30 protein-coding genes and 7 tRNA genes are annotated in these 26,386 nt (G+C 53.7%); 32 read left to right on the top strand and 5 right to left on the bottom strand.

Annotated elements, in window-relative coordinates:
- The coding region (locus tag HPY58_08140) for a hypothetical protein (GenBank protein ID NPV29611.1) at positions 1-455 on the bottom strand (455 nt) is incomplete at its 3' end.
- Between the two features lie 142 nt (positions 456-597).
- Here HPY58_08140 and HPY58_08145 point away from each other — a divergent pair.
- Both HPY58_08145 and mobB read left to right on the top strand, forming a co-directional pair.
- The gene (locus tag HPY58_08145; protein NPV29612.1) at positions 598-747 is read left to right on the top strand and encodes a DUF1540 domain-containing protein; all 150 of its coding nucleotides are present in this window, start codon (positions 598-600) and stop codon (positions 745-747) included.
- A 119-nt stretch (positions 748-866) separates the two neighbouring features.
- Complete coding sequence (gene mobB, locus HPY58_08150) at positions 867-1,364, top strand: molybdopterin-guanine dinucleotide biosynthesis protein B (protein NPV29613.1); 498 nt, start codon at positions 867-869, stop codon at positions 1,362-1,364.
- 54 nt (positions 1,365-1,418) lie between these two features.
- Here mobB and HPY58_08155 read toward each other — a convergent pair whose 3' ends face one another.
- Entirely contained in the window at positions 1,419-2,714 is a 1,296-nt protein-coding gene (locus tag HPY58_08155) for a DUF1015 domain-containing protein (protein ID NPV29614.1), read from the bottom strand.
- Between the two features lie 151 nt (positions 2,715-2,865).
- Here HPY58_08155 and HPY58_08160 point away from each other — a divergent pair, with 151 nt between their 5' ends.
- From HPY58_08160 to HPY58_08250, 19 genes are all read left to right on the top strand, one after another.
- The gene (locus HPY58_08160) at positions 2,866-3,627 is read left to right on the top strand and encodes a histidinol-phosphatase HisJ family protein (protein ID NPV29615.1); all 762 of its coding nucleotides are present in this window, start codon (positions 2,866-2,868) and stop codon (positions 3,625-3,627) included.
- Positions 3,628-3,648: 21 nt separating this feature from the next.
- Complete coding sequence (locus tag HPY58_08165; protein NPV29616.1) at positions 3,649-4,656, top strand: sodium:calcium antiporter; 1,008 nt, start codon at positions 3,649-3,651, stop codon at positions 4,654-4,656.
- 31 nt (positions 4,657-4,687) lie between these two features.
- The gene (locus tag HPY58_08170) at positions 4,688-5,155 is read left to right on the top strand and encodes a RidA family protein (protein NPV29617.1); all 468 of its coding nucleotides are present in this window, start codon (positions 4,688-4,690) and stop codon (positions 5,153-5,155) included.
- A complete protein-coding gene (locus tag HPY58_08175; protein NPV29618.1) occupies positions 5,152-5,835 on the top strand; it encodes a LysE family transporter in 684 nt (227 codons plus the stop codon). The genes HPY58_08170 and HPY58_08175 overlap by 4 nt, the downstream gene beginning before the upstream one ends.
- Positions 5,836-5,850: 15 nt before the next feature.
- Positions 5,851-6,219 carry a YlbF family regulator gene (locus tag HPY58_08180; GenBank protein ID NPV29619.1) on the top strand — a complete coding sequence of 123 codons (369 nt, stop codon included), beginning with the start codon at positions 5,851-5,853 and terminating at the stop codon, positions 6,217-6,219.
- Positions 6,220-6,321: 102 nt separating this feature from the next.
- Positions 6,322-8,709, top strand: a complete 2,388-nt coding sequence (locus HPY58_08185; GenBank protein ID NPV29620.1) for a nucleotidyltransferase — start codon at positions 6,322-6,324, stop codon at positions 8,707-8,709.
- A gap of 34 nt (positions 8,710-8,743) precedes the next feature.
- On the top strand, positions 8,744-10,726 hold the full coding sequence (locus tag HPY58_08190; protein NPV29621.1) for a glycoside hydrolase family 15 protein: 1,983 nt from the start codon (positions 8,744-8,746) through the stop codon (positions 10,724-10,726).
- Positions 10,727-10,814: 88 nt separating this feature from the next.
- Positions 10,815-11,588, top strand: coding sequence for a cobalt ECF transporter T component CbiQ (gene cbiQ / locus HPY58_08195; protein NPV29622.1), 774 nt, complete (start codon positions 10,815-10,817; stop codon positions 11,586-11,588).
- Positions 11,567-12,421, top strand: a complete 855-nt coding sequence (locus HPY58_08200; protein ID NPV29623.1) for an ATP-binding cassette domain-containing protein — start codon at positions 11,567-11,569, stop codon at positions 12,419-12,421. Before cbiQ ends, HPY58_08200 begins: the two co-directional genes overlap by 22 nt.
- Before the next feature lie 66 nt (positions 12,422-12,487).
- Positions 12,488-12,946 carry an arginine decarboxylase, pyruvoyl-dependent gene (locus HPY58_08205; GenBank protein NPV29624.1) on the top strand — a complete coding sequence of 153 codons (459 nt, stop codon included), beginning with the start codon at positions 12,488-12,490 and terminating at the stop codon, positions 12,944-12,946.
- 57 nt (positions 12,947-13,003) lie between these two features.
- On the top strand, positions 13,004-13,846 hold the full coding sequence (gene speE, locus HPY58_08210; protein NPV29625.1) for a polyamine aminopropyltransferase: 843 nt from the start codon (positions 13,004-13,006) through the stop codon (positions 13,844-13,846).
- A gap of 2 nt (positions 13,847-13,848) precedes the next feature.
- Positions 13,849-14,730 (top strand): agmatinase, encoded by an 882-nt coding sequence (speB, locus tag HPY58_08215; protein NPV29626.1) that lies wholly within the window; start codon positions 13,849-13,851, stop codon positions 14,728-14,730.
- A gap of 132 nt (positions 14,731-14,862) precedes the next feature.
- Positions 14,863-15,093: a hypothetical protein gene (locus HPY58_08220; GenBank protein ID NPV29627.1), complete on the top strand. Its 231-nt coding sequence runs from the start codon at positions 14,863-14,865 to the stop codon at positions 15,091-15,093.
- A gap of 98 nt (positions 15,094-15,191) precedes the next feature.
- A tRNA-Val gene (locus HPY58_08225) sits at positions 15,192-15,267 on the top strand.
- Positions 15,268-15,303: 36 nt separating this feature from the next.
- Positions 15,304-15,380 (top strand) — tRNA-Asp (locus HPY58_08230).
- Positions 15,381-15,403: 23 nt separating this feature from the next.
- Positions 15,404-15,479: transfer RNA gene (locus HPY58_08235), tRNA-Phe, on the top strand.
- Between the two features lie 14 nt (positions 15,480-15,493).
- Positions 15,494-15,568 (top strand) — tRNA-Gly (locus tag HPY58_08240).
- Positions 15,569-15,593: 25 nt separating this feature from the next.
- Positions 15,594-15,668 (top strand) — tRNA-Cys (locus HPY58_08245).
- Between the two features lie 49 nt (positions 15,669-15,717).
- Positions 15,718-15,806, top strand: a tRNA-Leu gene (locus tag HPY58_08250).
- Between the two features lie 93 nt (positions 15,807-15,899).
- Here HPY58_08250 and HPY58_08255 read toward each other — a convergent pair.
- A complete protein-coding gene (locus tag HPY58_08255; protein ID NPV29628.1) occupies positions 15,900-16,139 on the bottom strand; it encodes a hypothetical protein in 240 nt (79 codons plus the stop codon).
- Here HPY58_08255 and HPY58_08260 point away from each other — a divergent pair.
- The 3 genes from HPY58_08260 (at position 16,080) to HPY58_08270 (ending at position 18,314) form a co-directional block, all read left to right on the top strand.
- The gene (locus tag HPY58_08260) at positions 16,080-16,265 is read left to right on the top strand and encodes a DUF4405 domain-containing protein (GenBank protein ID NPV29629.1); all 186 of its coding nucleotides are present in this window, start codon (positions 16,080-16,082) and stop codon (positions 16,263-16,265) included. The genes HPY58_08255 and HPY58_08260 overlap by 60 nt on opposite strands.
- 40 nt (positions 16,266-16,305) lie before the next feature.
- Entirely contained in the window at positions 16,306-17,001 is a 696-nt protein-coding gene (locus HPY58_08265; protein ID NPV29630.1) for an N-acetylmuramoyl-L-alanine amidase, read from the top strand.
- Between the two features lie 98 nt (positions 17,002-17,099).
- On the top strand, positions 17,100-18,314 hold the full coding sequence (locus tag HPY58_08270; protein NPV29631.1) for an NAD(P)/FAD-dependent oxidoreductase: 1,215 nt from the start codon (positions 17,100-17,102) through the stop codon (positions 18,312-18,314).
- Here the strand turns inward: HPY58_08270 and HPY58_08275 are convergent.
- Positions 18,232-19,221 carry a L,D-transpeptidase family protein gene (locus HPY58_08275; protein NPV29632.1) on the bottom strand — a complete coding sequence of 330 codons (990 nt, stop codon included), beginning with the start codon at positions 19,219-19,221 and terminating at the stop codon, positions 18,232-18,234. The two genes, HPY58_08270 and HPY58_08275, sit on opposite strands and share 83 nt — an antisense overlap.
- Positions 19,222-19,275: 54 nt before the next feature.
- A complete protein-coding gene (locus tag HPY58_08280; protein NPV29633.1) occupies positions 19,276-20,271 on the bottom strand; it encodes a DNA ligase in 996 nt (331 codons plus the stop codon).
- Positions 20,272-20,365: 94 nt separating this feature from the next.
- Between HPY58_08280 and HPY58_08285 the strand changes: the two genes are divergently transcribed.
- The 8 genes from HPY58_08285 to HPY58_08320 all read left to right on the top strand — a co-directional run bounded on the left by HPY58_08285 (position 20,366) and on the right by HPY58_08320 (position 26,385).
- On the top strand, positions 20,366-21,010 hold the full coding sequence (locus HPY58_08285; protein NPV29634.1) for a TrkA family potassium uptake protein: 645 nt from the start codon (positions 20,366-20,368) through the stop codon (positions 21,008-21,010).
- A 17-nt stretch (positions 21,011-21,027) separates the two neighbouring features.
- Positions 21,028-21,759, top strand: a complete 732-nt coding sequence (locus tag HPY58_08290; protein NPV29635.1) for a TrkA family potassium uptake protein — start codon at positions 21,028-21,030, stop codon at positions 21,757-21,759.
- Positions 21,737-21,880, top strand: coding sequence for a hypothetical protein (locus HPY58_08295; GenBank protein NPV29636.1), 144 nt, complete (start codon positions 21,737-21,739; stop codon positions 21,878-21,880). Before HPY58_08290 ends, HPY58_08295 begins: the two co-directional genes overlap by 23 nt.
- A 59-nt stretch (positions 21,881-21,939) precedes the next feature.
- Positions 21,940-23,385, top strand: coding sequence for a TrkH family potassium uptake protein (locus HPY58_08300; GenBank protein ID NPV29637.1), 1,446 nt, complete (start codon positions 21,940-21,942; stop codon positions 23,383-23,385).
- A gap of 6 nt (positions 23,386-23,391) precedes the next feature.
- Entirely contained in the window at positions 23,392-23,886 is a 495-nt protein-coding gene (locus tag HPY58_08305; protein NPV29638.1) for a DNA-binding protein, read from the top strand.
- A gap of 130 nt (positions 23,887-24,016) precedes the next feature.
- Positions 24,017-24,091: transfer RNA gene (locus HPY58_08310), tRNA-Val, on the top strand.
- Positions 24,092-24,357: 266 nt separating this feature from the next.
- The gene (locus HPY58_08315; GenBank protein ID NPV29639.1) at positions 24,358-25,422 is read left to right on the top strand and encodes an HD-GYP domain-containing protein; all 1,065 of its coding nucleotides are present in this window, start codon (positions 24,358-24,360) and stop codon (positions 25,420-25,422) included.
- A 78-nt stretch (positions 25,423-25,500) separates the two neighbouring features.
- Positions 25,501-26,385, top strand: coding sequence for a hypothetical protein (locus tag HPY58_08320; protein NPV29640.1), 885 nt, complete (start codon positions 25,501-25,503; stop codon positions 26,383-26,385).
- Position 26,386: the final 1 nt, after the last annotated feature.

Below are 26,386 nucleotides of genomic sequence, written 5' to 3' on the forward strand. Positions count from 1 at the left end.
GCGCCAAATTGACGCAAAGTGTTTGCCGCATCATTCAGTTTTGGACCGCTGCTCTGAACGGCCACGAGGATCTTGCCCTGCCGGACATCCTCTTCGTAATGACGCCCTTCTTCTGCCGGAATCCCCCAATCGACAAGGCCGCCTGCCAGCCCCCCTGTTGCGGCTCCCGATAAAAGTCCTGCAATGGGGCCTGCTGCCACAAGGGGGCCGATGCCGGGAATCACCAGCGCCCCCGCCCCGGCGGCAAGTCCGGCGAGGCCCCCCAGAACCCCGCCTGCGGCAATTCCCTCTGCTGCTGTATCCGCGTCTCCGCCCATTCGGAGCCCTTCTTCACCTTTTCCTTCGTCTCGGGCAAGGACCGAAATTTCTTTGTGAAAACCTTTGTTGCGGAGCTCCTGAACCGCCCTTTCCGCCTGGTCGCGGGAATCGAATACCCCCAGGACTACTTTTCCCATTGTAACAGTCCCTCCTGGTTTGAAGATTTTCTTTTTTATTATTCAACACCCCCCTGCAAATTATTCTCGATATCTTTGCATGAAAGAGGTTCATTTCGGGTAAAATGAGCTTAGTTAAGAGGATGAAAGGGAGGTGACCAGAATGCCGGAGATCAAGTGTACGGTAACCGAATGTGCTTATAACAGTGACGTGCAGTGCGGCGCTCCCATGATTCAGGTGGACCGCAACGGGGCAGCAAGCGCCGTCAAGTCAGATCAAACCAAGTGTGAAACCTTTAAACGGAAGAGCTAGGAGAATGGTTTGAGCATGCGGAAAAAAGCCGGTTGTCAAGGCAACCGGCTTGCTTGTTTTGCGGCCCTTTTTCGGGTAAGATTCAAGAAGAGCCGGAAGGAGGGTTGCTAACAGTTCAAATGATCCCTGTCGTCTCAATTGTAGGTTTTTCCAGCACGGGGAAAACGCGGCTTGTGCGGAAGCTGATCGAGGTTTTAAAAAACAGGGGGTACCGGGTTGCGGCGATCAAGCACGCGGCGCACGGGTATGATCTTGACAGCACCGGCAAGGATTCCTGGCACTACTACCAGGCAGGCGCCGACCAGGTTCTCATTCTGGGCCCGGAATCTCTGACGGTCCACACCCGGCACCGCAAGAAGCCGGCGCTGCGAGAAGTCTGCGAACGGATCGAGGGGGTGGATCTCGTTCTTGCGGAAGGGTTTAAGGGGGAGCCGGGCCCCAAGATCGAGGTTTTTCGAAAAAACTTTTCTCCCGCAAGGCTTTCCCTGGGCGGGGACCTGATCGCTGTTGTAAGCGATCTCCCTCTCCAGGAGGCCGTTCCCTGCTTTTCTCCGAACGAAGTGGAGAAGCTGGCGGATTTCATCATCAAGCACTTTTTGAATTCTCCCCAATCATGAGGCAGCCCCCCTCCTGCTCTGCAATTATTCGGATGCCCGGCAGAGTGCCGACTGTCAGGATCTCAGATCGTTGAGAACGAGGCCGGTAAGCAATTTAGGATAAAAATAAGTGGATTTCTGGGGCATTTTATCTCCTGCTGCAGCAACCGCCGTTACCTGTTCTATTCTTGTAGGGTTGAGAAAGAATACCAGCTGGCTCTCTCCCTTTAAAAGGGTGTTGAAAGCCTCCTCTTCATCCCGGGTGTAAGCCAGGTTCTCCTGACGGGAAATTTTTTCGGGCCCGATTCCGAGCAGTTCCTGAAATATCAGGAGATGGAGTGCTGCTACGTCAAGGCTGCACCAGGCTGCCGACATGTGGGGAGCCAGCGCCCTCACTTTTTGGTGATTTTTCAGGACCAGAAGGTAAGCGGCGGGTTCCCCCGTTCCCATAATAAAGGCGGTTTTTCCCTGTTGCTGCTGCACCCTTAAGATCTTCGGGACCGCTTCAGGTTCGGGAAGCGGGATTTTTTCAACGAGAAAGTCCTGCTCCAGCCGCCCTTTTAAAAGGGGCAGGTCGAGTTCCGGCAGGCTGTGGACAATTCTGTGTGTGGGCAGGATGACAAGGCCGGGGTCCCGGGTGTTCACAAGATACATGAGGATGTATGCCGCGCCCGGGTATTTTTCTTTTGTTGCCTCGTAAAATGCGAGAGCTGTTTCGTAGCGATGGTGGCCGTCTGCGATGTAGAGCACTCTGCCGGTGAAGGATGTGGTGATTTTTTTGTGGAATTCTGGATCGGTGCTTACCCAGACCCGGTGTTTTTCTCCGACCTCGTCCGTTAATTCGATTTCAGGGGGTCTTCTTTTTATCTGATTGAAGTCTTCTTCCAGCTTCAGTTCCGACTCCTCATAAAGGGCAAAAACGGGGCTGAAGTTGGCCCGGCAGGCATGCATCAGGGCAAGCCGGTCCGCTTTCGGTTTCGCCAGAGTCTCTTCGTGGGGGCGAATCTTTCCGCTCTCATAATTTTCTAGCTGCACGCGGGCAAAAAAGCCGGTTCTCCGGTGTATCTGCCCGCTCACGGAAAATTCCTGTTCGTAAAGATAAACGGCTTCCCTGGCCTCCTGCACCAGGATTCCTTCTGCCAGCCAGGCCTGGTAATCCCTTGCAGCTCTGAGATACCGGTTGTCGAGTTCGTTGTCGGTGGGGAACTGGTAGCCCAGCTCGAGGCGGATCATATTAAAGGGGTGTTTTTCATAATATTTTTTCTGGGCTTCAGAATCGATGACATCATACGGGGGTGTTACCACTGCTGCAAGATCCCCGATTTTTGCCAGATTGTAGCGCACCCCCCGGAATGGAATCACCTTTGCCATTTGTTTTCTCCTCTCCTTTTTTGCTCGTTTTATTTTATTATGTTTCCCGGAAGATGACAAGCTGGCCGTATTGAAAAGTCCCGAAATTCGTGTTTTAATTCAAAGTGTAGGTTTTTTCAGGACAACCTTTTACGGGGCAGGAGAAACTGCATTGCTGGTTGACTATCACATTCACGTTTTGGGCCACCGGGGCGGGTGCTATACCCGGGAGCTCTTGGAAGAATATTTTGCTGCCGCCCGGGCGCAAAAGATCGACGAAATCGGTTTGACCGAACATGATGAGTACGCGGCAGGCCTGGATCAAAAGGCGCTTGAAGAAGCGCTGGCCTCTTACCCCCATTTGAGCGTCAGGCTGGGCCTGGAAATCAGCTACTGGCCTGGAAGAGAAAAAGAAATCGCCGGCCTGGCGCAGAAGTATAACTTTGACTATTTAATCGGTTCCGTCCACCACATTGAAAACTGGATGTTCGACCACCCTGATTTTAGAGCCGCTTACTCGGAATGGGACTTTGCCCTCCTGTATCAAAGGTATTTCGGGTTGGTAGAAAAACTTGCCTCCTGCGGCTGCTTTGATGTTGTCGGCCACTTCGATTTGATTAAAGTCTTTGGTTACCGGCCCCCGGGAGATGTAGTCTCCCTTGCAGCACCTGCGCTCATGGCCATCAGAAAAGCCGGTCTTGCGGTGGAGGTAAACACTGCCGGGCTCTACAAGCCGTGCGGGGAGATCTATCCGGCAGAGGATTTGCTGGCGAGGTGCTATGAGTTGAATATACCCGTTACCCTCGGGTCGGATGCCCATCACCCTGGCGAGGTCGGGCGCGATCTGGTGTGCGTCCGGGACCTTCTATACCGGATCGGCTACCGCAAGATTGCAACTTTTTCTCAGCGCAGGCGGCTTCTCAAGCATTTATAAAAGTGAAGGGTTGGGCGGCTGATGCTTCTCTCTGCCTTGGAGTTGTTCTTCAGTTTGGGGCTTATTCTCTTCGCGGCAGAAGTATTTACAAACGGGGTTGAATGGCTGGGATTAAGGCTTCGCCTCGCCGAGGGGGCGGTGGGGAGCATTCTGGCTGCGGTGGGTACGGCGCTGCCGGAATCGCTGATCCCGTTAATTGCCTTTCTCCTGGGAAAGGGCGTGGAGCAGCAGCATATCGGGATCGGCGCCATTATCGGGGCACCTTTTATGCTCAGCACCCTTGCCTTCTTTATCAGCGGCCTGGTTGTGAGTGTCGATGCCGGCAAACGACCCGATTTTCCCAATTTGAGAATAGATCCCCGCGTGATCCGGCGCGACCTGGGCTTTTTCTTTGGCGGCTATTCCCTCGGGATCGGGGCCGCCTTTATCCCCGATCTTGCTGCGAAAAAGGTAGTCGCCGGCGGGCTCCTGCTCTGGTATTCCCTTTATGTTTTCTTGACATTGCGCGGCGGCTCTGCCGGGCAGCCCTCCAGCCTCCGGCCCTTGTTTTTTGGCGTTTCGAAGAAAAAGCCCGGGCTGGTTTTAATTTTATCCCAGATCGCCTTTGCCCTGGCGGTGCTCATCGGCGGAGCGCAGCTCTTTATCAGAAGTGTTTCTGAAATTGCCCGGATGCTGGGGGTACCCTCCTTTTTTCTTTCTCTGATCATTGCGCCAATCGCCACAGAGCTTCCAGAAAAATTCAACAGCATCATCTGGTTGAAACAGCAGAAGGATACCCTTGCCCTGGGCAACATCACAGGAGCGATGACTTTTCAGAGCACGATCCTCCCGGCTCTTGGAATTATTTTCACGGACTGGCATTTCGTTGCCGGGTCCTGGGCCCCCATCCTCCTGACCTTTGCTTCTGCCGGATTGGTGCTGATCAGCCTTTCAAATGGGAAAAAACTTACCTCGTATACGCTTCTGATGGGCGGCCTGTTTTATCTTATTTTTCTGGGAACAACCCTCTGTTCAAAAGGTTGGTTTTAGATAAATTTTTTCTTATAAGGTGGGGAGAGACATGGGAAAGAATGAGCAAAGGCTGCGGGAGCTTGGAATCGAGATTCCGGCTCCGCCTTTGCCGCAGGCGAGCTACCTTCCGGCAGTAAAGGCAAACGGCTTTGTTCAAACCTCAGGCCAGCTTCCCCTGCAGGATGGAAAGCTCGTTTACCAGGGGAAGGTGGGAAAGGACCTGACGGTTGAAGAAGGGGCGGCGGCGGCCCGGCTCTGTTGCCTCAACTGTCTTGCGGCAATCAGGAACCTCCTGGGGAGCCTTGACCTGATTGAGCAAATCGTCATGGTGAGAGGTTACGTTAACAGCGCCCCGGACTTTTCCGGGCAGGCCCTCGTGCTGGAGGGAGCCTCGAAGCTTTTGATTGAGATTTTTGGAGACTCCGGAAAACACGCGCGTCTTGCGGTTGGGGTAAGTGACTTGCCGGGCGGGGCTGCTGTGGAACTGGAACTTCTTGCTGAAGCAACGTCGCCATGAACTTGCTGCTCATTTTTACCACCTCCTATCTTGTCGCCCTTTCCGGAGCTCTCATGCCGGGTCCCATGTTCACGGTGACCGTGAAAGAGAGTCTGCTGCGGGGCGGCCGGGCGGGCTTCCTGATCGTGGGGGGCCACGGCCTCGCCGAAATTTTCTTGCTGGGGTTGTTTGCCCTGGGTTTGAGTCAGGTGCTCCAGGCGTTGTGGATTTCTGCCGTCGTGGGGATCGGAGGGGGAGCAGTCCTCCTTTTGATGGGTGCCGGCATCCTGCGCAGCGCGCTTTCCGCGCAAGATTATCTAGAGCTCCAGGAAAAAGAGGCTTTTGGCAGCTGGGAAGGCAGCGGGGGCCGGCGCTTCGGCTCCAGTCTGCGGCCCTTTGGAGAGGGCATCATCGTCAGCCTCGCAAATCCCACCTGGATCCTGTGGTGGTTTTCCATTGGCGTGCTTTACGTCACCCAGGCCCTGCGGTACGGGTGGCTGGGCCTGTTCGCCTTTTATTCAGGGCACATTCTGGCGGATCTGAGCTGGTACGTGTTTGTATCCTGCACGGTGGCGGCAGGCAAAAAGTTTTTAAGCCCCGCCGTCTACCGGGGGATTTTGGCCTGCTGCGGCGCCTTTTTAGTGCTCCTGGCGTTGTTTTTCGGCTATCAGGGAGTTCGCGCCGCGCTGAACCTTTTCTGACAGGGGGGAAGGGAAGTGAACGTTTATGACCGCGCCTACGAACTGGCGCGCGCTCTTAAAAAATCCGACGAGTACCGGGCCCTGCTTGAAGCGCGGGCGCGGGTCGAAGAAGACCCTAAAAATAAGGAAATGCTTCTCGAGTTCAAAAAGCGCCAGTTGAAAATTCAAAAGGAGCGCCTGCTGGGGAGGGAAGTAGATGAAGCGGAACTGCGGAGACTGGAGCAGCTTTCTGAACTCGTAAACCTGAATCCCACGCTGAAGGAGTTCCTGAGCGCGGAGTTCAGGTTCACCCGCTTGATGGGGGATATTCAGAAGATTTTGTCCGAACCTCTCTCGGAGTGGCTTCAGATGACGGAGGAAATGTTTGGCAGCGAAAAGGAATAGCAGGTTTTTGCTTTCGAGTGTGGAATTCTTTAATGGAGAGCTCGGGGAGGGGAGGGGATTCCTGTAAAGGCTGTGATCACGGCCGGGGGGAAAGGAGTTGGATTGCGGCCTTTAACCTGCAACAAGCCGAAGCCCTTGCTTCCTGTCCTCAACAAGCCCATCATGGAACATTTGCTGCAGCACCTCGCAGCCCAGGGTTTCCTGGAGATAGCCGTAACCCTCCAGTATCTGCCTGAATTGATTAAGGGATGCTTCGGAGAGGGGCAGCTCTACGGGTTAAGGCTCTACTACTTTGAAGAGATTTCTCCCCTCGGCACCGCAGGGGGGATTAAAAACGCGGAAAGCTTTCTGGATCAAACCTTTCTCGTCATCCCTGGCGATAATCTGGTTGATTTTGATTTTCAGCCGGCCCTTGATTTTCACCGGGCGCGGGGGGCCCTTGCCACCCTGATTTTGGCCGGAACCGGGGCAGGTGCCGGCGCGGGGCGCGGTGTTGTGGTCGATCAGGATGGGCTGGTTCTGGATGTGGAGACTTCCCGGGAGTCCGGTCGGGAAAGAATCGCCCCCAATTTTATCAGTACGGGAATATATATTTTCCAGCCTGAAGTCCTTCAGTATTTTCCCCGCGAAGCCATTTTCGACCTCCAGGCCGATTTGTTGCCCCTCCTCCTGCGGGAAAAGCGGCCCGTATACGGCTTCCCTGCCGGGGGTTACTGGTGCGACATCGGAGAGCTTCTTCAGTACCGCCAGGCCAACAGGGATTTTTTAAATGGCAGGGTGAAGCTGCCAGTTTCCGGCCGCCAGGTTCTTCCCGGTGTATGGGTAGGGGAAAACACCGAAATTCACCCCACAGCAGAGTTGAAGGCACCGGTTTATTTAGGCAGCAACTGTTATCTGGAGCAGAACGTATGTTTGGACAGCTTCTGCGTTATCGGGAATAACACGATCATTAAATCAGATTCCTTTCTCAAAGATTCAATTATCTGGAATAATGTTTATCTCGACCAGGGGGTTCAGCTGAAAGGCGCCACCATTGCCGACCACGTCCGGATTAAGGCGCGGGCGGTTGTGCATGAGGATGCCGTGATTGGCTACGACTCGGTAATCGGCCAGCGCAGCGTAATCCGGCCGGGTGTCAGGGTATGGCCCAGTAAAGTGATCGAGGACAACGTGAGTGTCTGTTCCTCGCTTGTTTGGGGGCAGCGGATGGGCAAGAGCCTTTTTGGCCTTTTTGGGATTAAAGGGCTGATGAACGTGGAAATTACGGCAGACTTCGCGGCAAAGCTGGCAGCGGCGTACGGGTCAAGCCTGCGGGCCGGGGCAAAGGTAGTGGTGGGTGCAGACGGCCACCAGTTTTCGCAAATCCTTAAGCGGGTTTTTACTGCCGGTCTTGTCGGGACCGGGGCGCGGGTTGTTGACCTGGGCCAGGTGACGACACCAGTCACGCGGTACGCCGTGAAGAGTTTGGGGGCGGACGGGGGGGTTCACATCCGGCAGGGACGCCCCGCACCGACAAATGAGGTTGTGATTGAGTTTTTCGATCAAAACGGGATTAACATCGACCGGAGCATGGAAAGGAAAGTCGAAAACACCTTTCGCCAGGAAGATTTCCGCCGGGCCGGGCCGGACCAGATAGGAGAAATCACCTTCTTCCCGCAGCTTCCGGAGGCGTACCAGCAGGCTCTCCTGCGTCTGGTGGACATCGACCTGATCCGCCGGCGCCGCTTTAAGATTGTTGTCGGATACGAGGACCCGGCCCTGGCGATGCTGGTGACCCCCCTTCTGGAAAAGCTGGGGTGCCAGGTTGCCGCGCTGCACTGGGTGCCGGGCAGCCGGGAAGAGGATCTGGCTCAGGTCGTGGGAAGGGCCCAGGCCCACCTGGGCGCCGGTCTGGACAGCAACACCGAGGTGCTGACCCTGGTAACCGAAGAGGGAAAGGTGGTAGGCGACGAGCTTTTGCTGGCCTTGGTTGCGCTGATTTATTTGGCAGGCGAGAGAGCGGCGACCCTGGGAGTGCCGGTGACGGCGCCGGATGTCCTTGAGCAGCTTGCAGGGGAAAGCGAGGGGCAGGTGGTACGTACGAAGGTCAATCCCAGGGCCCTGATGGAGGCTACAAGCGGAGCCTTCCAGCCCCTTTTCGACGCCGTTTATTTACTGGTTCTGGTCCTTGATTATCTTGCCCGGAAAGGCTGCACCCTTTCAGAAGTGGTCAGGCTGGTTCCTCCCTTCTACATCCACAAAGAATCCGTCTTCTGCCCGTGGGAGGAAAAGGGGAAAGTGATGCGCAAGCTTGTCGAAGAGGCGAGGGAGCAGCGGGCCGAAATGATCGACGGCGTGAAGATTTTCCATGAATACGGCTGGGTCGTCGTGCTGCCGGATGCTGACGAACCTGTCTGCAGGGTTGTTGCGGAGGCGCAGTCCCAGAAAGCGGCGGAGGAGATGGCTGCGAGCTACGTCCTGAAAATTAAGCAGATTCTGGAAAGTGCCTGACGACGCGGCGCGGAAGAGAAAAAGGGGGATGGCAGTGCCGCGGGAACTGGTTTTGGGCAACGGGTCTTTTCTTGTTAATTTCGACGGGAACTTGAATATGCGGGATTTTTACTATCCCTATGTGGGAGAACTGAATCACATCGGGGGAAGCAAAAACAGCATTGGAATCTGGTCGGAGGGGCAGTTTTCCTGGCTTGACGAGACGAGCTGGGAGAGGCGCCTTGCATACAAACCTGACTGCCTGATCACCAATGTTACGGCGAAAAATGACGCGATGGGCCTCGCCCTCGTCATGAACAGTACGGTGCACTACAGCGACAACGTTTATTTGATGAAAATGGCAGTTCATAATCTCCGCAAGGAAGAGCGCGAGGTCCGGATCTTTTTTACGCATGACTTTTCAATTGATGAGACCGAGGTGGGGGATACTGCCGTCTATAACCCCACACTGAATGCCGTTTACCACTACAAGAGGAATCGCTATATTCTGGTGAACGGGCGCACGAAGACCGAGGGCATTTTCCAGTACGCGACGGGAACGAAGCGCTTTCAGGGTGCAGAAGGAACCTGGCGCGATGCTGAAGATGGCATCTTAGAGGGAAATCCCATTGCGCAGGGTTCGGTGGACAGCACCATCAGTTTTCGCCTTTTTCTTCCTCCGCGAGGGGAGCAGGTTTTATATTACTGGATTGTTGTGGGGGAAAATTTCACCGAAGTGAGGAATTTGAACAATTATGTTCTTGAGCAAACCCCTCCTACCATTTTTGAGAAAGTCGAAACCTACTGGCAGCGCTGGGTTAACAGGCACACCTTTAATTTCGGCAACCTCACTCCAGAGATCATCGAGCTTTTCAAGCGCAGCCTCCTGATCATGAGGACGCAGATTGACCGGAAGGGTGCGATTGTGGCAGCAACCGATTCGGATATTCTGCAATTTAACAGGGATCACTACTGCTACGTCTGGCCCCGGGACGGAGCGCTGGTTGCCCTCGCCTTGATCAAGGCTGGCTACCCCGAGCTCACAGAGAACTTTTTTCTTTTCTGCCAGCGCGGGCTTACGGAGGAGGGCTACCTGCTGCATAAATACAATCCCGATGGAACACCTGGTTCCAGCTGGCACCCCTGGATCTGCGGCAGCAAACCCCAGCTTCCCATCCAGGAGGATGAAACGGCTCTCGTCCTCTTTGCCCTCTGGGAATACTACCAGCGGGTTCGGGATCTTGATTTCCTCCAGAGCCTTTACAGAAATTTAATCCTTCCTGCTGCCGATTTTCTGGTAAGATATATTTATCCGGAACTGAATCTGCCGATTGAAAGTTACGATCTTTGGGAGGAAAGAAGGGGGATCTTCACCTTTACGACGGCTGCAGTGTATGGGGGGCTGATGGCTGCAGCCAACTTTGCCCGCCTTTTTGCCGACGGCAGTAAAACCGAGGAATACGAGAGGACCGCCCAGCAGTTGCGGAAAGGGATGCTCGAACATCTTTACGATGACTCCCTGGGCCGTTTTATCAGGGGAGTTTACATAGACCAGGAAGGAAACCTCCACCGGGATTTAACCCTGGAAAGCAGCCTCTTTGGTCTTTTCGAATTCGGCGCTTTCGAACCTGCAGACCCGAAGGTAATTGCCACGATGCAGGCAATTGAGGCGGGTCTCAGGGTCAAAACGGAAGTGGGTGGAATCGCCCGCTATACCGATGATCACTATTTCCAGAAATCCCGGGACATTGAAAACGTCCCGGGAAATCCCTGGCTCATCTGCACCCTCTGGTTAGGTGAATGGTACATTGCCTGTGCCACGGCGCCGGAACATTTAAAGCGCCCCCTGCAGATTCTCCAGTGGGTTGCCCGCCACGCTTTAAAAACGGGGATTTTGCCGGAACAGCTCCACCCCTACACCGGGGAACCGGTTTCCGTTGCTCCCCTTACGTGGGCTCACGGCACCTTCGTTTTAGCGGTCCTGAAATACCTGGAGAAGTTCCACCAGCTTGGCTGGTACCACCAGCTGGAGTGGTAACTTCAGCCCGGTGCCGGCAACTGGTGCGAGCGGGAAGGGGAGATGAAGTCTGGATCAGGCCCACATCCATCTTGACGAATTTGCAAGAATGAAAACTTTCTTTCACAGCTTCGACCCCAGGGTGAAACTGATCAGCTGCCTGATTTTCCTGGTTGTTGCGGTTTCCCTCCGCACCCTTGCGGGGCTGGCGGCGGCACTTCTGGTGATCGGTTTTTTTATCCTGGGCTCCCGTTTGCCCGTAGGGCGGATTTTTAAGAGGCTTGGTTTGATCGTCCCGGTGGTCCTGATGCTTGGTCTTTTTCTGCCCCTCCTTAGGCCCGGAACCCCTTTCTTCCAGTTGAAGCTCGGGATCACGACGCTGACCTTTACCTGGGAGGGTTTGCAGGCGGGGGCCATCTTCATGCTCCGCTTCCTTTGCGGAGCCCTCCTGTTGATCCTGGTTACCTTCACCACTCCTTTTCACGTTTTGCTCCGCTCCCTGTCTGACTTGAAGATCCCCCAGATTTTTACCCAGCTTATCCAGTTCACGCTGCGCTACTTTTTTGTTTTATACGACGAGGTAATCCGGATGCAGCGGGCGCGGCGCGCCCGCAATTTCCGGCCGGCACGGTCTTTATGGAACCGCCACACTTTAGCCACGCTGGGGGGATTGGTGGGAGTGCTCTTTATCCGCTCCTTTGAACGGGGAGAGAGGGTCTACCACGCCATGCTGGCACGCGGCTTTCAGGGGGAGATCCGGACCCTTGACCACTTTGAGGTTTGCCCAAAGGATCTTTTCCTGGGCGCGGTTATCTTGCTTTTAGGTGGACTAAGCCTGATGATTGACCGGGGAGGATGGGTATGGCTGCACTTATTGAAGTAGAGGACCTGCATTTCCGGTACCACGATGGAACACCGGCCTTGCAGGGCATTACTTTAAAGATCGACCAGGGCGAAAAGGTTGCGATTTTGGGCCCCAACGGAGCAGGAAAGTCCACGCTGCTCCTTCACTTAAACGGAATTTACCACGCCCAGCAGGGGGTAGTCAGGGTAGCAGGGGAGAAAATTACCCGCGCCAACGAAAACTGGGTGCGGGGAAAGGTTGGTCTTGTTTTTCAGGATCCCGATGACCAGGTTTTTTCACCTACCGTCTGGGATGATGTAGCTTTTGGCCCCTTGAACCAGGGTCTGGACAGAACAACAGTTGAGGCGCGGGTCATGGAGGCCCTCCGGGCCGTCGGAATGTGGGATTTGCGGGCGAGGGCCCCCCATCATTTGAGCTACGGGCAAAAAAAGCGGGTTGCAATTGCGGGGATCCTTGCCATGAATCCGGAGATTATCATCCTCGATGAACCTACCGCCTTTCTCGATCCCGCAGGCCAGAGGGCGCTTTTTGAGATTTTGGAAAAGCTTCATGCGCGGGGAAAGACGATCATCATCGCGACTCACGATGTGGACCTTGCGGCCGAATGGGCCACTTCAGTTATTTTTCTCAAGGAGGGGAAATTGCTGGCCCAGGGCGACACCAGCCTTCTGGTGGAGGACTCCCTGGTACGGGAGGCGGATTTGAGACATCCCATCGTGAGTCAGGTATTCCGGCAGGTTCCCGCCCTGGTCATCCGCCCCCTCCCCAAGACGGTTGCAGAAGGCGCTCATCTGATCGCCCAGTTAGTTGGAGAAAAAGAGAGGAGGCGCGGGTTTTACATAATTTCTTGACACTCCAGATCTCCCTTGGTATAATCTGTCTAGTTTGCATTCATGATATGGGGGAAGGGTTAGAGGATGCTACCAGTGCCTAACCGTTATACCCTGGTCGCAGCGGCTGCAGAAGGAAAAAAGGAACTGACTGCCTTTGACCAGGCGCTTCTCAAAGCAGGAATTGGGAATGTAAATTTACTTCGCGTCAGCAGTATCCTGCCTCCGGGTGCCGAGTATACACCTGCCCTGGCGGTGCCTCCTGGTTCCCTGGTTCCGATTGCCTACGGATCCCTGGTAAGCGAGGAGAAGGGATCTTTAATTGCCGCCGCTGTTGCGGTGGGAGTTGCTGCGAAGGATTTTGGAGTTATCATGGAATTTGCCGGTTACTGCAGGCAAAGAGAGGCCGAGGACCGGGTTCGCGAGATGATCGAGGAAGCTTTTGCATACCGCGGGATGAAGCTTCAGGAAATCAAGGTAATCGGGGTCGAACACAGGGTAATTCACTGCGGGTGCGTTTTTGCAGGCGTCCCCCTCTGGTACTGACCGAACCCAATAAGCTGTCACCAGTCTAATTGAAGTAAGGAGCGCGAGAAGTCGGCAATGGAATTGTGGTTTACCGAAAGGCAGAAATCCGGTGTGGGAATAACTTGCAAAGTGCTTCGGATTCTTCACCGCGAGATTACACCCTACCAGGAAATCGTCGTGCTTGATACCGAACAATTTGGGCGCATGCTGGTTCTTGACGGAATGATTCAAACGACAATCTTCGATGAATTCGTTTACCATGAAATGCTGGCCCACGTACCCCTGTACACTCATCCTGCGCCTAGAGATGTCCTGATTATCGGAGGCGGAGATGGGGGAACGGCCCGGGAGGTCTTGCGCCACCCCGAGGTGGAAAAAATTACTCTCGTCGAGATCGATCGCAGGGTTGTGGAAATAAGCTCGCATTTCTTACCGGAACTGGCCTGTGCTTTCGACCACCCCAAGGTCGAGGTATGTTTTGAGGACGGCGTGGAATACGTGCGGAAAAAGGAAGCAAGTTATGACGTGATTCTGGTGGATTCCCCGGAACCCGTGGGACAGGCTGCCCGCCTGTTCAGCTCCGAATTTTATCAGGGGATTTTTCAGGCTCTCCGCCCTGATGGTCTTTTTGTTGCCCAAACGGAGTCCCCATTTTACAACAATGATTTAATTGCTAAAGTTTATCAAGAGGTCCACCGTATTTTTCCCATTGCTAAACTTTACCTGGCCGTGATCCCCACCTACCCGAGCGGACTCTGGAGTTTTACGCTGGGTTCTAAAAGATTCGATCCTGAAGCGATTTCCGAACATTGCAGCCTCTCCCGGGCATTTCGATACTATTCTCCGGAGATTCACCAGGCCGCTTTCAAGCTGCCGGCCTTTGTCAGAGCAATTCTTCCTCAGGGGGTAAAATCTTGAGGCTGAGCAGCCTTTGCACCCGGGAGAGGTACTTTCTTGAAGCAAAGGACTCCTATGAAGAGGCCAAAATTGTTTTAATCGGCGTTCCTCTTGATCTAACGGTTACCTTCCGCCCCGGGGCGCGTGAGGGGCCCCAGGCGATCCGCAGCGCCTCTCAGGGGCTGGAGGATTACAGCCCTTATCTCGACCGGACTCTGGTTGAGTGTGATTTCTACGATGGAGGGGATTTAATTTTACCTTTCGGGAACCTTGAAATTTCCTTTAAAAGGATCGAGGAAACCTGCCGGGTGCTCCTGGAAGATCAAAAGTTTCCCTTCTTCTTGGGCGGAGAACACCTCCTCAGTTTTCCGGTTGTTAGGGTCCTTGCGGAGTTTTACCCGAACCTTGCCGTTTTGCATTTCGATGCCCATGCCGATCTGCGTAATGACTATCTCGGTGAAAATTATTCCCATGCCACGGTGATCAGAAGAATTTGTGAAATTGTGGGGGGCCGGAACGTCTTTCAGTTCGGAATCCGCTCTGGAACAAAAGAGGAGTTTCTCTACGGCCGTTCCTTCACCAATTTCTATCCTTTTGTTCTGAGCGAGGCCCTGGAGGCCTGCCGGGCGCGCCTCACGGGGCGCCCCCTTTACGTGACGGTAGATCTCGATCTGGTGGACCCTGCTTTTGCGCCCGGAACCGGTACCCCCGAACCGGGGGGGTTCACCCCTCAGGAGGTCTTTGGGATTTTAGGCATCCTCCAGGACCTTCATGTGGTTGGCTGCGATTTCGTTGAACTGGCGCCGCCTTACGACACCAACGGAATCACTGCTCTGCTTGCCGCAAAACTGGTGCGGGAAAGCCTGCTGGCCTTCTCCCGAAGCCTGGCTGTCTTTCCGGGTTAGAGGTTGAGGTGAAACAGGCTCGGGTTTCTCTTTTTGATGAGGTTAGACTGCGGGGGAAGGAAAAAAGTTTTTCCAGGAGAATAAGTGATATTAACAGGCAAGATTTTAAAACGTGAAAGGAGGCTCTTGGAGATGTGTGAATGCTGTACGCCAAAGGAGCACCTTGGGCATCTTCACCTTCACGGAGTTAGGGAAAAAGGGTGGGATCACCTCAACGAAGCAGTGCAGGGGTTGCCCGGCGTTTTTCGGGCCGTGCCAGCAGATCACGGCGATGCCGAAGCAGTGATTCTCTTCGACCGGCGCGTGATTTCCGAGGAGCGCCTGAAAAATACTCTGAACGAAAAAGGCTTTCGGGTTTCGTGAGCTTTTTGGCCTGCCGGGTAACTGTTGACTTGAGGAAAAAGGGATGCTATAATAAAACTGCTCTTGAGAAGAGCATAAGGAAGGACTTGAGAATCAACGGGCGATTAGCTCAGCTGGGAGAGCACCTGCCTTACAAGCAGGGGGTCGGCAGTTCGAGCCTGTCATCGCCCACCACTGTGGCAACTTCCCGGCATGCTGCCGGAAGAATGCGGAGCTGTGGTGTAGTGGTTTAACACGCCGGCCTGTCAAGCCGGAGATCGCGGGTTCGAGTCCCGTCAGCTCCGCCATAACAAAAAATAGCAAAAGATTTGGCTCGGTAGCTCAGTTGGTAGAGCAGCGGACTGAAAATCCGCGTGTCGGCGGTTCGATTCCGCCCTGAGCCACCATTTGAGAATTATGGGCGGAAGTAGCTCAGTGGTAGAGCATCGCCTTGCCAAGGCGAGGGCCGCGGGTTCAAATCCCGTCTTCCGCTCCATTTTATAAATTAAGGGTCTCCACGAGGGCAAGTGGCGAAGTGGCAACGCTGCGGACTGCAAATCCGCCATGCGCCGGTTCGAATCCGGCCTTGCCCTCCATTTTTTCTGTCTTGAAATTTAAAGGTCGCGGAATGCTAAACCGGAGGATGCCGGGGTGGCGGAACTGGCAGACGCACGGGACTTAAAATCCCGGGGGCAGCAATGCCCGTACCGGTTCGATTCCGGTCCCCGGCACCAGCATTTTTAAGGGTTTCAGGGTTTCTAACCCCCTCTGCAAAAACCCCGACAAAAAGAAATTAACAACAATCTGACAACAATCAGAGCGCCCTATCAAGGTGCCCCAGGTTCGAATCCTGGATAGCTCACCATCTGGAAATCGGACGACGCAAGGTTTTGCGGCGTTTTTTCTTTTTTGCTTTCAGTTAACCGGAGGATCTTTTGCCGCCCAAATAACTTATCGAAGCGCTCTGCCGCTGCTTTCTGCCTGCCCCGGTAAAGCGTGGGAGCAGCATGCGCGGCCTGGGGCCTGTTTTCATATTCACGAGGCATACCTGGACGGATATTCACCATTTGCTGGCAATAATTTTTTCTTTACTTGTTTTTATTCACATATATCTGCACTGGGAGTGGTTTGTTTCAACAACGAGAAAGGTTTTCGGCCTGAGAATATGTAGAATATACTGGAAGTGGAAGTAAATGATACCTGAGAAAAATTCAGGTATCAGGAGGGGCGAAAATGCTTGTTGTGATCGATCCGGGTCATGGAGGAAGGGATCCGGGCACCGTTTCTTCAAAGGGAGATCTGGAGAAGGATCAGGTATTGCAAATTGCCTGCATAGTCAAAGATCTGGAGCCCGGTTTTCAGCATGAAGTAAGGTTTTATTTGACCCGGACCGGCGACTGGGACCTGAGCCTTGAGGCGAGGGCAAGCCTGGCGAACCGGCTCCGGGCCGATTACTTTATTTCTCTGCATCAGAACAGCGACCCCCTCCGTAAAGGAAGGGGAATTGAAGTGTTTGTCCTGGCGCCGGGTGGCGAGGGGGAAAGGCTGGGCAGAGTAATCCTCCAGAAGTTGGTTACCCGCACGGGCCTGGTTAACAGGGGCTTGAAGTTTGCGGGATTTACGGTTCTGCGGCAAACCAGCATGCCCGCTGTCCTGTGTGAATGTGGTTTTTTGGGAACCCCGGAAGAGGCGCAAATCGTGACCAGTCCCCTTTTCCACCAGCAGGCAGGGTTGGCGATCTGCGAAGGGCTGGCCGAGCATCTCCGCATTTCTTTTCACCCTCCCACTGTTTGGGACCCCGCAGCGGAAATTGAGAAGCTGCACCAATCGGGGTTGATTGTCTCCCCTCACAAACCAGATGAGCCTGTTAACTGGGGGGAGTTTGCAACCGTTCTCAACCGCATTCTCGCCAGGCACTCGAAGTCCTGAATGCCGTGTAAATTTTTTTTCTCCCTGGAGATGATATAGCTGAGCAGGAAATGCGGCCGGGAAAGCCAATTAGAGAAAGAGGAACAGGGGGACGGCAAATGGAGCAGAGGATTTGCGTTGTTGGAGGCGGACCTGCAGGTTTGGCGGCAGCGATTGAAGGGGCAAAGCTTGGGCTGCAGGTTGACCTTTACGAGCGAAACCGGATCGGGGACCACATCCGGTGCGCGGAAGGTTTTATTGATTCCCTGCGTTTATTGGGGCAGCCCGAAGCTGGTGTTCGGTTTAAGGTTGATGAAGCGATCCTGGAGGTGAAAAGGGAGTTTCGGGTCAACTGCAGGAAAGTAAACCTCTGGATGATCGACCGGGCGGAGTGGCAGCGTTTCCTCGGTGAGCGGGCCCGGGCGGCGGGTGTTAAAATTTACGAAAAAACAAGGATTACAAGAGAAGCTTTTCGGGAGCTGCAGAAGAATTACCGGTGGGTTATCGACGCCAGCGGTGTTCCTTCGATCAGTTCTCTCTGCTTTGGATTCCGCGATTATTACCGCCGGTACGGGGCGGTTACTGCCCAGTATGTAATTGAAGGAGACTTCTCCCGCCTGGGAAGGCGGCTTAAATTCAGGCTTTTTCCCGGCTACAGGGGGTATTACTGGGTTTTTCCAAAAGGCCGCGATGCCCAGGGGCGTGAAACCGCAAATGTGGGAATTGGCTGGTTCCGGCAGGGGATAAAGAAAAGCGACCCGGAAATTTCTTTGTGGCAAGAACTCAACCGGGTTTTGGTTCGGGAGCAGATTGAGGGGAAAGTCGTCAGGCGCCACGGGGGAATCGTGCCGATTAGGTTGCGCGAGCAGCTGCAGCACGGAAACGTCTTGCTGGTGGGGGATGCAGCAGGATGTGCTTCCCCCCTCCACGGAGGCGGGATCGATACCGCTTTCTTAACCGGCCGTCTGGCGGCAAGGTGGATTGCCTCCCGGCAGAATGGCCTGCCCGGGACGGATTTTTCCAGGTATGTCTGGCATATTTTAAAACCAAAGCTCGAAGTGGAGCAGCGCTTGAGCGAGCTCTGGCTGCAGCTTGATTTTGATACTCTCGACAACCTTGCCTGTTTTATCACCAGGGACTACAGACAGATCAGGGGGTGGGTTCTGCTCCGCCATTTCTGGATGCTGCTCCGGGACGCGGGAACCGGGATTCGCTTCTGGTCGGGACTGACCCGGGGAAAATGGGAAAGATTCAGGGTTCCGGGTCGGGCGGAACGGGAATCCCTCCCTGTTTCTGGAGCAGGAGGTAGGTGGCCTCATCAACCTCGCCGGTAACAGGAAGTCCTGCGCTTGCTTGAAAGTACCGGACCGCAAGAGCGGTTAAATGATTGTAGCGGCCGTCGCAAAGGGAGGGGTAGAGCCCCAGTTTTTTCAAGGAAAGCTGAACGTAGACCACATCGGGACCGAAGCATCCCCCGGTGAGAAGACGGCGCCAGATCTTTGTCGTCCAGTGGGGCGGCCCGATGATTCTGACCGGGGTATGGAGTTGAACCCATTCGAACACCTGGAGCACGTCTTCGTTGAACATGCGGATGCACCCCGCCGAGGTGGGAGTGCCGATGGTCCAGGGTTTATTTGTTCCGTGAATTCCGTAAATACCCCACGGCACATCGAGCCCGAGCCAGCGGACTCCAAAACCCCCGCCCCAGTTGTAGCCTTTGTGGATGATTTTCCAGTCTCCGACCGGGGTAGGGGTTTTTGGTTTGCCGACGGCAACGGGAAACTGCCGGAAAGCCTTGTTGTCGACCATCACCGTTAGGGTGCGCTTTTCGGTGTCGATGACGATTTCCAGATCCCCCGGCGGGGGGGCTGCAGGCAGGGTATTAGCCGGTTGTCCGGATGCTTTTAGAAGGGATGACCGGGCCAGCAGGTCCGCTCTTCCCAGGGGAAGCCGGTTTGCTCTCTGGTAAGAGGAAACTGCCGCCGCAGTGCGGGGGCCGTAGATTCCGTCGCAGGGGCCGGGATCAAACCCCATCTCCTTCAGGCGCAGCTGGAGTTCCAGAACATCAACCCCTTGCAGATAGGGATTTGTGAGGTATAAATCCCGATCGTGATCGCCGCATTTAGGCCCGCTTTGAGCAAATGATGCCTGGGGGGACAGAACCAGATTTGAGAAAATAACCGCACCAAGGACTACAATTGTTGTGACAAGAAACCTGAAAAACTTCTTGCGGGGCGCCACTGTTGCCGATTCTCCCTTTTCTTTGTTTTATTAATGTTTTATTAATATTTTTGGCTAAATTTTGAGTTTGAATACCGGGTAATTTTGCTGCAAGTTTCCGGGAGCAAGCTGGCAGGCCTCCGGCGGTTTTCTGACTATTTTTCTGAGAACCGGCTGGCGGAGCTTCAGGTCGGGTGTCCACTCTAGAAATTCGATTTCGACCACAACTTCAGGCAGCACCCAGACAACTTCTTCTTTGAAGCGAGGTGCGGGGACAAAAGGGCACCGGTCGGTGCGCAGAGAATTAAGCAGGGGGAGGAGTTCTGCTTCCCTCGTGAGGCCCGTTCCGACCCGTCCCAGATAATGGAGCTTATTTTCAAAAAATGCCCCTGCAAGGATTGCACTCAAAGTGCGATGCTTCAGGAGATAGCCGCCGACAACCGCCAGCTGCTGCCGGCGTGCTTTAATCTTCAGCCAGTGCCTGCTTTTCCTCCCGGGCAGGTAAGGAGCCTTTATTTCTTTTGCAACAATTCCTTCAAGCCCCTCTTTTTTGACGGCATCGAAAAGAGGCTGCCCCTTTTCCAGGAAAACCGGAGACAGGAAGCAGAAAGGCCCAGTTTCGAAGATTTCTAAAAGAAGTTTTTTTCGTTCACCAAGAGGCATATTGAGCAGTTCTGTTCCGTTGAGGTAAAGGAGGTCGAAGACGATATAGAGAGCGGGTATTTTTTTGGCGAGAAAGGAGATCCTGCTTTGGGAACCGGCGAGGCAGCGCTTCATGAGGAGCGGAAAGCTGGGCTTCCGGTCTGCCAGAACAACCATCTCTCCGTCAAGGACGGCCTCGCGCGCCCTGATGTGGCGGAAGAGATCTGCCAGTTCCGGGAATAATTTAGTTCTCTCTTGGAGATGGCGGTTCTGGAGCCGCACCGTTCGGTTCTCAATAAAGCTCAGCATCCGCATTCCATCCCATTTGATTTCAAAAAGGTGCTGGGGGGAGTTAAAGGGTTCGGGATATGATTGAGGTTCCATGGGTTTAAGCTGGCCGGGAGACCACTTCACTTTTTCCACCCCCATTTTTATTATTCCCCTTATCTCTGACAATTGACGCGGGGAGGCCCAGGTGCTAGAATTAGCGGGAGAACAAAGGTTTTAACGGGGGAGTTTATCCGTGCACGTAATCATAGTGGGATGCGGGCGCCTGGGGGCCCTGCTCGCCCAGATTCTTTCTGCCGAAGGCCACGATGTTGTTGTCATTGACCGGGAGAGCAGCGCCTTCGAGCGCCTTGGATCCGGTTTTAACGGAACGACCCTTGTGGGGACGGGGATTGACATCGATATTTTGCGCAAGGCCGGAATTGAAACTGCAGACGCCCTTGCTGCCGTGACTACTGACGATAACACCAACATCATGGCGGCGCAGGTGGCCCGGGAGCTTTTTCGGGTTCCAAAGGTGATTGCAAGGATTTACGATCCGGAACGGGAGCAGATTTACCACGAGTTCGGTCTGGAAACGGTATCCCCGATTACTCTTGCCGCGAGTCAAATCAGATACGCTTTCGACACAAAAGGGTTTCGGCACCGCTTCTCGCCGAGTGAAGACCTGGAACTTGTTGAACTTGAAGTTCCTGCGCAGTATTCCGGAAGGACAATCAAGGACCTGGAAATGGCGGGCCGCTTCCGCGTTGCAGGAATCCTCCGCCACGGGGAAGGTATTATTCCCCAGGAGAGTTTCGTTTTAGAAGCCGGCGATACAGTGTTGGGGTTGGCGGCCCGCAGCCACATTCCGAAGATCCGGGCGAAGTTACACCTTTAGGCAGGAGGAGGTCCATCATGAAGGTTCTGGTGGCAGGAGGGGGGAAGGTAGGGTACTACCTTGTGAAAACCCTGCTGGATGAAGGCCATGAAGTTTCACTGGTGGAGCGAGATGAAGGAGTCTGTCAGAATATTGCTTCAGAGCTGGACGTGCTGGTTATTAACGGCGACGCGACGAGCCTGGATATCCTCGCGGATGCGGGGGTTCAAGATGCCGATGTCATTGCTGCGGTAACCGGAAAGGATGAAGTTAACCTCGTCATCTGCCAGCTGGCGAGGCGCAGATTCGGCGTCCCCCGGACGGTGGCGCGGGTCAACAACCCGAAAAATCAGAGGGCTTTGGAATTGCTGGGTGTAGATGTTGCCGTGAGCAGCACTGCGGTGATCGCCCACTTCATTGAGGAGAGCCTGGCGCGCTGGCACTGGAAAACTCTCTTGACCTTCCACCGGGGAAACATGCACATTGTGGAGATGGAACTGGATCCTCATTCCCCGTCCGTGGGGAAAAGAGTGGAAGAACTCGAACTCCCACATGATTGCGTTTTGGTGGCGGTAATCAGGGGGCATGATGTACTGATTCCCAGAGGCAGCACTTCGCTTCAGGTGGGTGATGAAATTTTGGCGGTAACCCGCTCCGATACCCAGTTTGAGCTTGTCGAAAAACTTACCGGCAAAAAGCCGCATGGTCTTTTGCGTAAAGAATTAAACCGGATGGGGGCAGTCTTGCGTGGCAGAAAACCAGTCCGTTAAAAGGGCCAGGGGAGTTTTTTCTCCTTTTAACATTTTCATTGGGATTTTAACCGAATTGGGAGGGGTTGCCCTCCTGGTGGGGCTCGGTTTGTTGATCAGCTGGCTGGTGAAGGGCTTGTGAGGTTCCGGCGTTTGAAACTGGATTTACAGGTGATTATTTACTACACTGCCCGGATTCTGATGGGACTGGCAGCCCTCATGGTAATTCCCCTCATCACGGCTTTGTTTTTTCAGGAATGGAACATTGCGCTGGACTTTCTGATCGGCATTTTTTTGTCTTTAATTACAGCATATACGCTCACCCTGCTTGCGTCCCCGGAGGCTTACAAATCAAAACTTTCCTGGGTTGACGGCCTGGTGGCAGTTACCGTGGCCTGGCTGCTCGGGATGATCCTTGCTGCTGTCCCGTACTATTTAAGCGGTTTTTACGGTTCTTTTCTCGATGCAACCTTTGATGTGATGAGCGGCTTAACAACCACCGGTTTGGTGCTGATTCAGGATCTTGATCACGTGCCTTACGGGATTAACATGTGGCGGCACCTCCTCACCTTTCTTGGCGGGCAGGGAATGGTCGTCCTCGCCCTTACCTTTCTTTTTCGCGAAATTTCTGGAGCTTTTAAACTGTATGTAGGGGAAGCGAAAGATGAGCAGCTTCTACCCAATGCAAAAAATACGGCGCGGGTGATCTGGTTCATCAGCATTATTTACCTGCTCGTCGGCACCTTTATCTTCTGGGTGGCCGGGTTGTTTATTGGATTGTCGCCGCTCAGGTCCTTTTTCCACGGTTTGTGGGTTTTTATGGCGGCCTGGAGCACGGGAGGCTTCGCTCCCCAGAGCCAGAATGTTTTGTATTACCACAGCACCCTCTACGAACTGGTGACCGTTTTATTTTTTACGGTAGGGTCGTTTAACTTTGCCCTCCACTATACAATCTGGCGGGGAAACAGGCGGGAAATCTTCCGGAATCTGGAGATCATTTCCTTCTTTATTACCGTTAATCTTCTTTTCTCCCTCACCGCCGGGGGGTTGGCTCAGTCAGATGTTTACACCGGCTTCTGGGACATCTTTCGCAAGGGGTACTATCATCTTATTTCCGGCCATACGACAACAGGGTTTATGACAGTTTATGCTTCTCAATTCCAGGGGTGGAGCGACCTCGCTCTTATAGGTTTAATTATTTCCATGCTTTTTGGGGCGAGTGCCTGTTCTACGGCGGGTGGTTTTAAGGCCCTCCGGATCGGGATTATCTGGCATACTTTAATCCGAGAGGTCAAACGGGTGATCAACCCTGAGCGGGCTGTTGTGACCGAGAAGTTTCATCACTTGCGGGATGTTCTTTTGGAGGAGCGCCACATGCGAAGCGCCCTCCTGATTGTGATTCTTTATATCACTACGTTTACGATTGCCACCGTGGCAGGTGTTGCCTCCGGCTACCCCCTGATCCACTCCATGTTTGAAGCTGCTTCTGCAACCGGAAACGTGGGCCTGAGCATCGGGGTTGTCGCGCCTTCGATGCCCGGCTTGCTCAAAGCCCTTTACATTTTGGTGATGTGGGTGGGACGCCTGGAATTTATGGCAGTTCTGGCAGGAGTGGCCTTTATCATTGAGGCTTTTAGGAGGAAGTAGAATTTAATGGAACGGAGACTGGCCTGGTTTGCCCTTGGAGTTGCTTTGTTTTTTATCTTTCCGCGTCAGGTGTCGGCAGCGCCCGTCTCGAGTGCCGACCTCCTCAACTACGGAAGCAGGTACCAGGGAAAGCTTATTGAATTTGAGGGGGAAGTGATCGGCGATCTGATGAAGCGCGGGGAATATGCCTGGATTCCCGTCAGCGACGGCCTGAACACGATCGGTGTTTGGGCCCCTGCTTTATATGTAGAACAGATTAAATATGTCGGGAGCTACCGGTACCGGGGAGACAGGGTTCGGGTAATCGGGATCTTCCACCAGGCTTGCCGCCAGCACGGGGGGGACCTGGACATTCATGCCAAAAGTCTTGAGATCATCAAGCAGGGTTGCCGGATTTCGCATCCTTTGGACCGGGCGCGTGTTCTTGGCGCCGGAATTCTGGGCCTCTTTGCAGTTATTCTTTTCTTTGTCAACCGTTTCAGAGTGCGGGACCTTTCTTGATTTGGCTGATGGAACCTTGGTTGCCTGGTAGAATCCTTAATGGGGCCCGGGAAGGTGGGGATGCCTCTCAGGACATTTTTCCTGTTCTTGACCGGCCGCTTTTTTTAGGATATAATGAAGAGGCAAGCGTGGGCGCGTAGCTCAGTGGGAGAGCACCTCCTTGACGCGGAGGGGGTCGCAGGTTCAATCCCTGCCGCGCCCACCATTGTTTTTTCCCCCAGCATTCATGCGGGTTCTAGCTATTCCTGATTTCGCTTTTCTGGCTTTTGCCTGGATGCAAACACGGGAGTGATGCGGTTTTTCAGGAAGACAGGGGATGGTCATGAAGAGCTGGCGCGCGGTCGCAAATCTCGTCAGGCCAGCTCTTTTTTATTTTTTTAAATTTTTCTTAAATACTTTAGTATAATTTAGGACTTTCTGGTATAATAAGGCTGGAAAACAGGGAGGAAGGTTTTGTAGGGGGAGGTCAGGATGCGGCGGATACCCGTAGAAAAACTGGAGGCAGGAATGCAGTTGGCCCGGCCTATCTACAGTAAGGGAGGGCGGGTTCTGCTCGACAAAGGAATCAAATTAAAGGAAAGCTATATCAAACGCCTTGTCGAATTTGGCATCACCCATGTTTATGTTTACGATGAGCGGATTGGGGACCTGGATGTCAACGAAATCGTAAACGAAGAGACGCGGCTTCAAGCCGCAGAAATTGTCCGCCAGGCTGTTGCCAACATCAGGTTTGGCGTCGGTTTGAACGTTCGTGAGATTAAGCGGGTGGTAATGGAAATCATGGACCAGATCCTTTTCAACCGCGAGACCCTTGCCCACCTTTCCGAAATCAGAATTGTCGGGGAATTCCTTTTTCACCACTCGGTAAATGTGGCGATTTACGCTCTTTTAACGGGAATTGCTATGAGCTACAACAGCAGCCAGCTGCTTGATTTGGGGACAGGCGCCCTCCTGCATGATATCGGGAAAAGCAGGATGCCGGCCCGCCTCCTGAACAAATGCGAACCCCTCACGGGGCCTGAGGCAGAGGAAATGAAAAAACACACCGTTTACGGGTTTGACCTGCTCCGAAAAGAAAACGACTTGAGCCTTCTTTCGGCACACGTGGCCTTTCAGCATCACGAGCGTTTTGACGGCACCGGATACCCCCGCGGCCTGAAAGGAACGGAAATCCACGAGTATGCCCGCATTGCTGCTGTAGCCAATACGTACGACCTTCTCGTAGGCGGGCTTGAAGGGACGCGCCTTCTCCCTTACCAGACGGTAGAATATATCGTGGCACAGGCGGGGCACGCCTTCGACCCCGAAGTTGTGAAACTGTTTTCGACAAATATTGCCGTTTATCCCCTGGGGAGTCTGGTGCGTTTGAATACCGGAGAAAAGGGGGTCGTCATTCAGATTCCCAGGAATTATCCCACCCGTCCCGTTGTTAAGCTCCTTTATGATGGAGCAGGCAAACCATATCAGGGGGAGTTTCCTGAAGTCGATCTCCTTAAAGAATTGACTGTTTTCGTGGAAGAGGTGCTGGAAGAGTAATTTTTCTTGTATAACGAGAAAACCCCTTCCGTATAATAACATATCATGTATTGAAGAGAGAGGAAGGGGTGAAAGTTGTTGGCCTCTTATCTTACGCTTGGAACGGCTATATATAAAAACGAAGTGCGGGAACGGCTGAAGGCGGAACTCCTCTTTTTGACCCGCGAAGGTCTGTCTGTGGAACTGGAGGAGAAGGAAAGAGCCCCGTGGACGTTTTTCGTTCTCTGCGACTCCCATGAAAAAAAACGCGGGGAGAAAAGGATTGCCTGTCGTTTTGCTGTTGCCAAGGCAATTTCAGATCTCCTTGTCAACCATGTAGAAGTCATCTTCGTAAAGAAGCATGTTGACAAATGCTATAAACACTGGCTCTCCCACGAACGGGAGGAAGTGGCGAGCCGGGCTCTGGAAGTTCTCGAAAAACTGCGGGTTATCCGGAGAAACAGATTGCTGCAGAATCTCTACGACTACCTGGCCGACCATCAGGTTTTAATCATTGAAGGGTACGCCAGTTTCCGCTTGAAGGATTACTGGAACCAGCTTCGAAGAATGGTTAACCGGGTTGGCCAGGAGTTTTTGGCCGCAAAGGATTACCTTGAGTTTATCCGCCTGCTTCGCTATTTTATAGAGATTCAGGAGCCGAAAATTAAAGAAGTTCACGTTTTGATCAGTCCGGCGGGAACCTGCTACCTTTCTGATCAAAAAGGAAACATTATCCGGAAAGAGCTTCTCAAGGCCCCGTCCCTGGCCGTTAATAAAGAAGGGTTCAGCTATGAGGATTTTTTGCTGAGCATTTTAATTACTCTGGCACCCCAAAGAATTACCTTTCATGTTCCCGACCGGATCTGGCACTGTGAATCCCTTCAGGTAATTCAGCAGGTCTTTGGTGGTCGGGTGGCGCGCTGCGGCGGTTGCGAGAAATGCCAGCATCTGCCTGCCCTGCCCACGAAAATGCGAACCGATTGAC

Source organism: Bacillota bacterium, from assembly GCA_013177945.1.
Taxonomy (GTDB): Bacteria; Bacillota; DSM-12270; order Thermacetogeniales; family Thermacetogeniaceae; genus Ch130.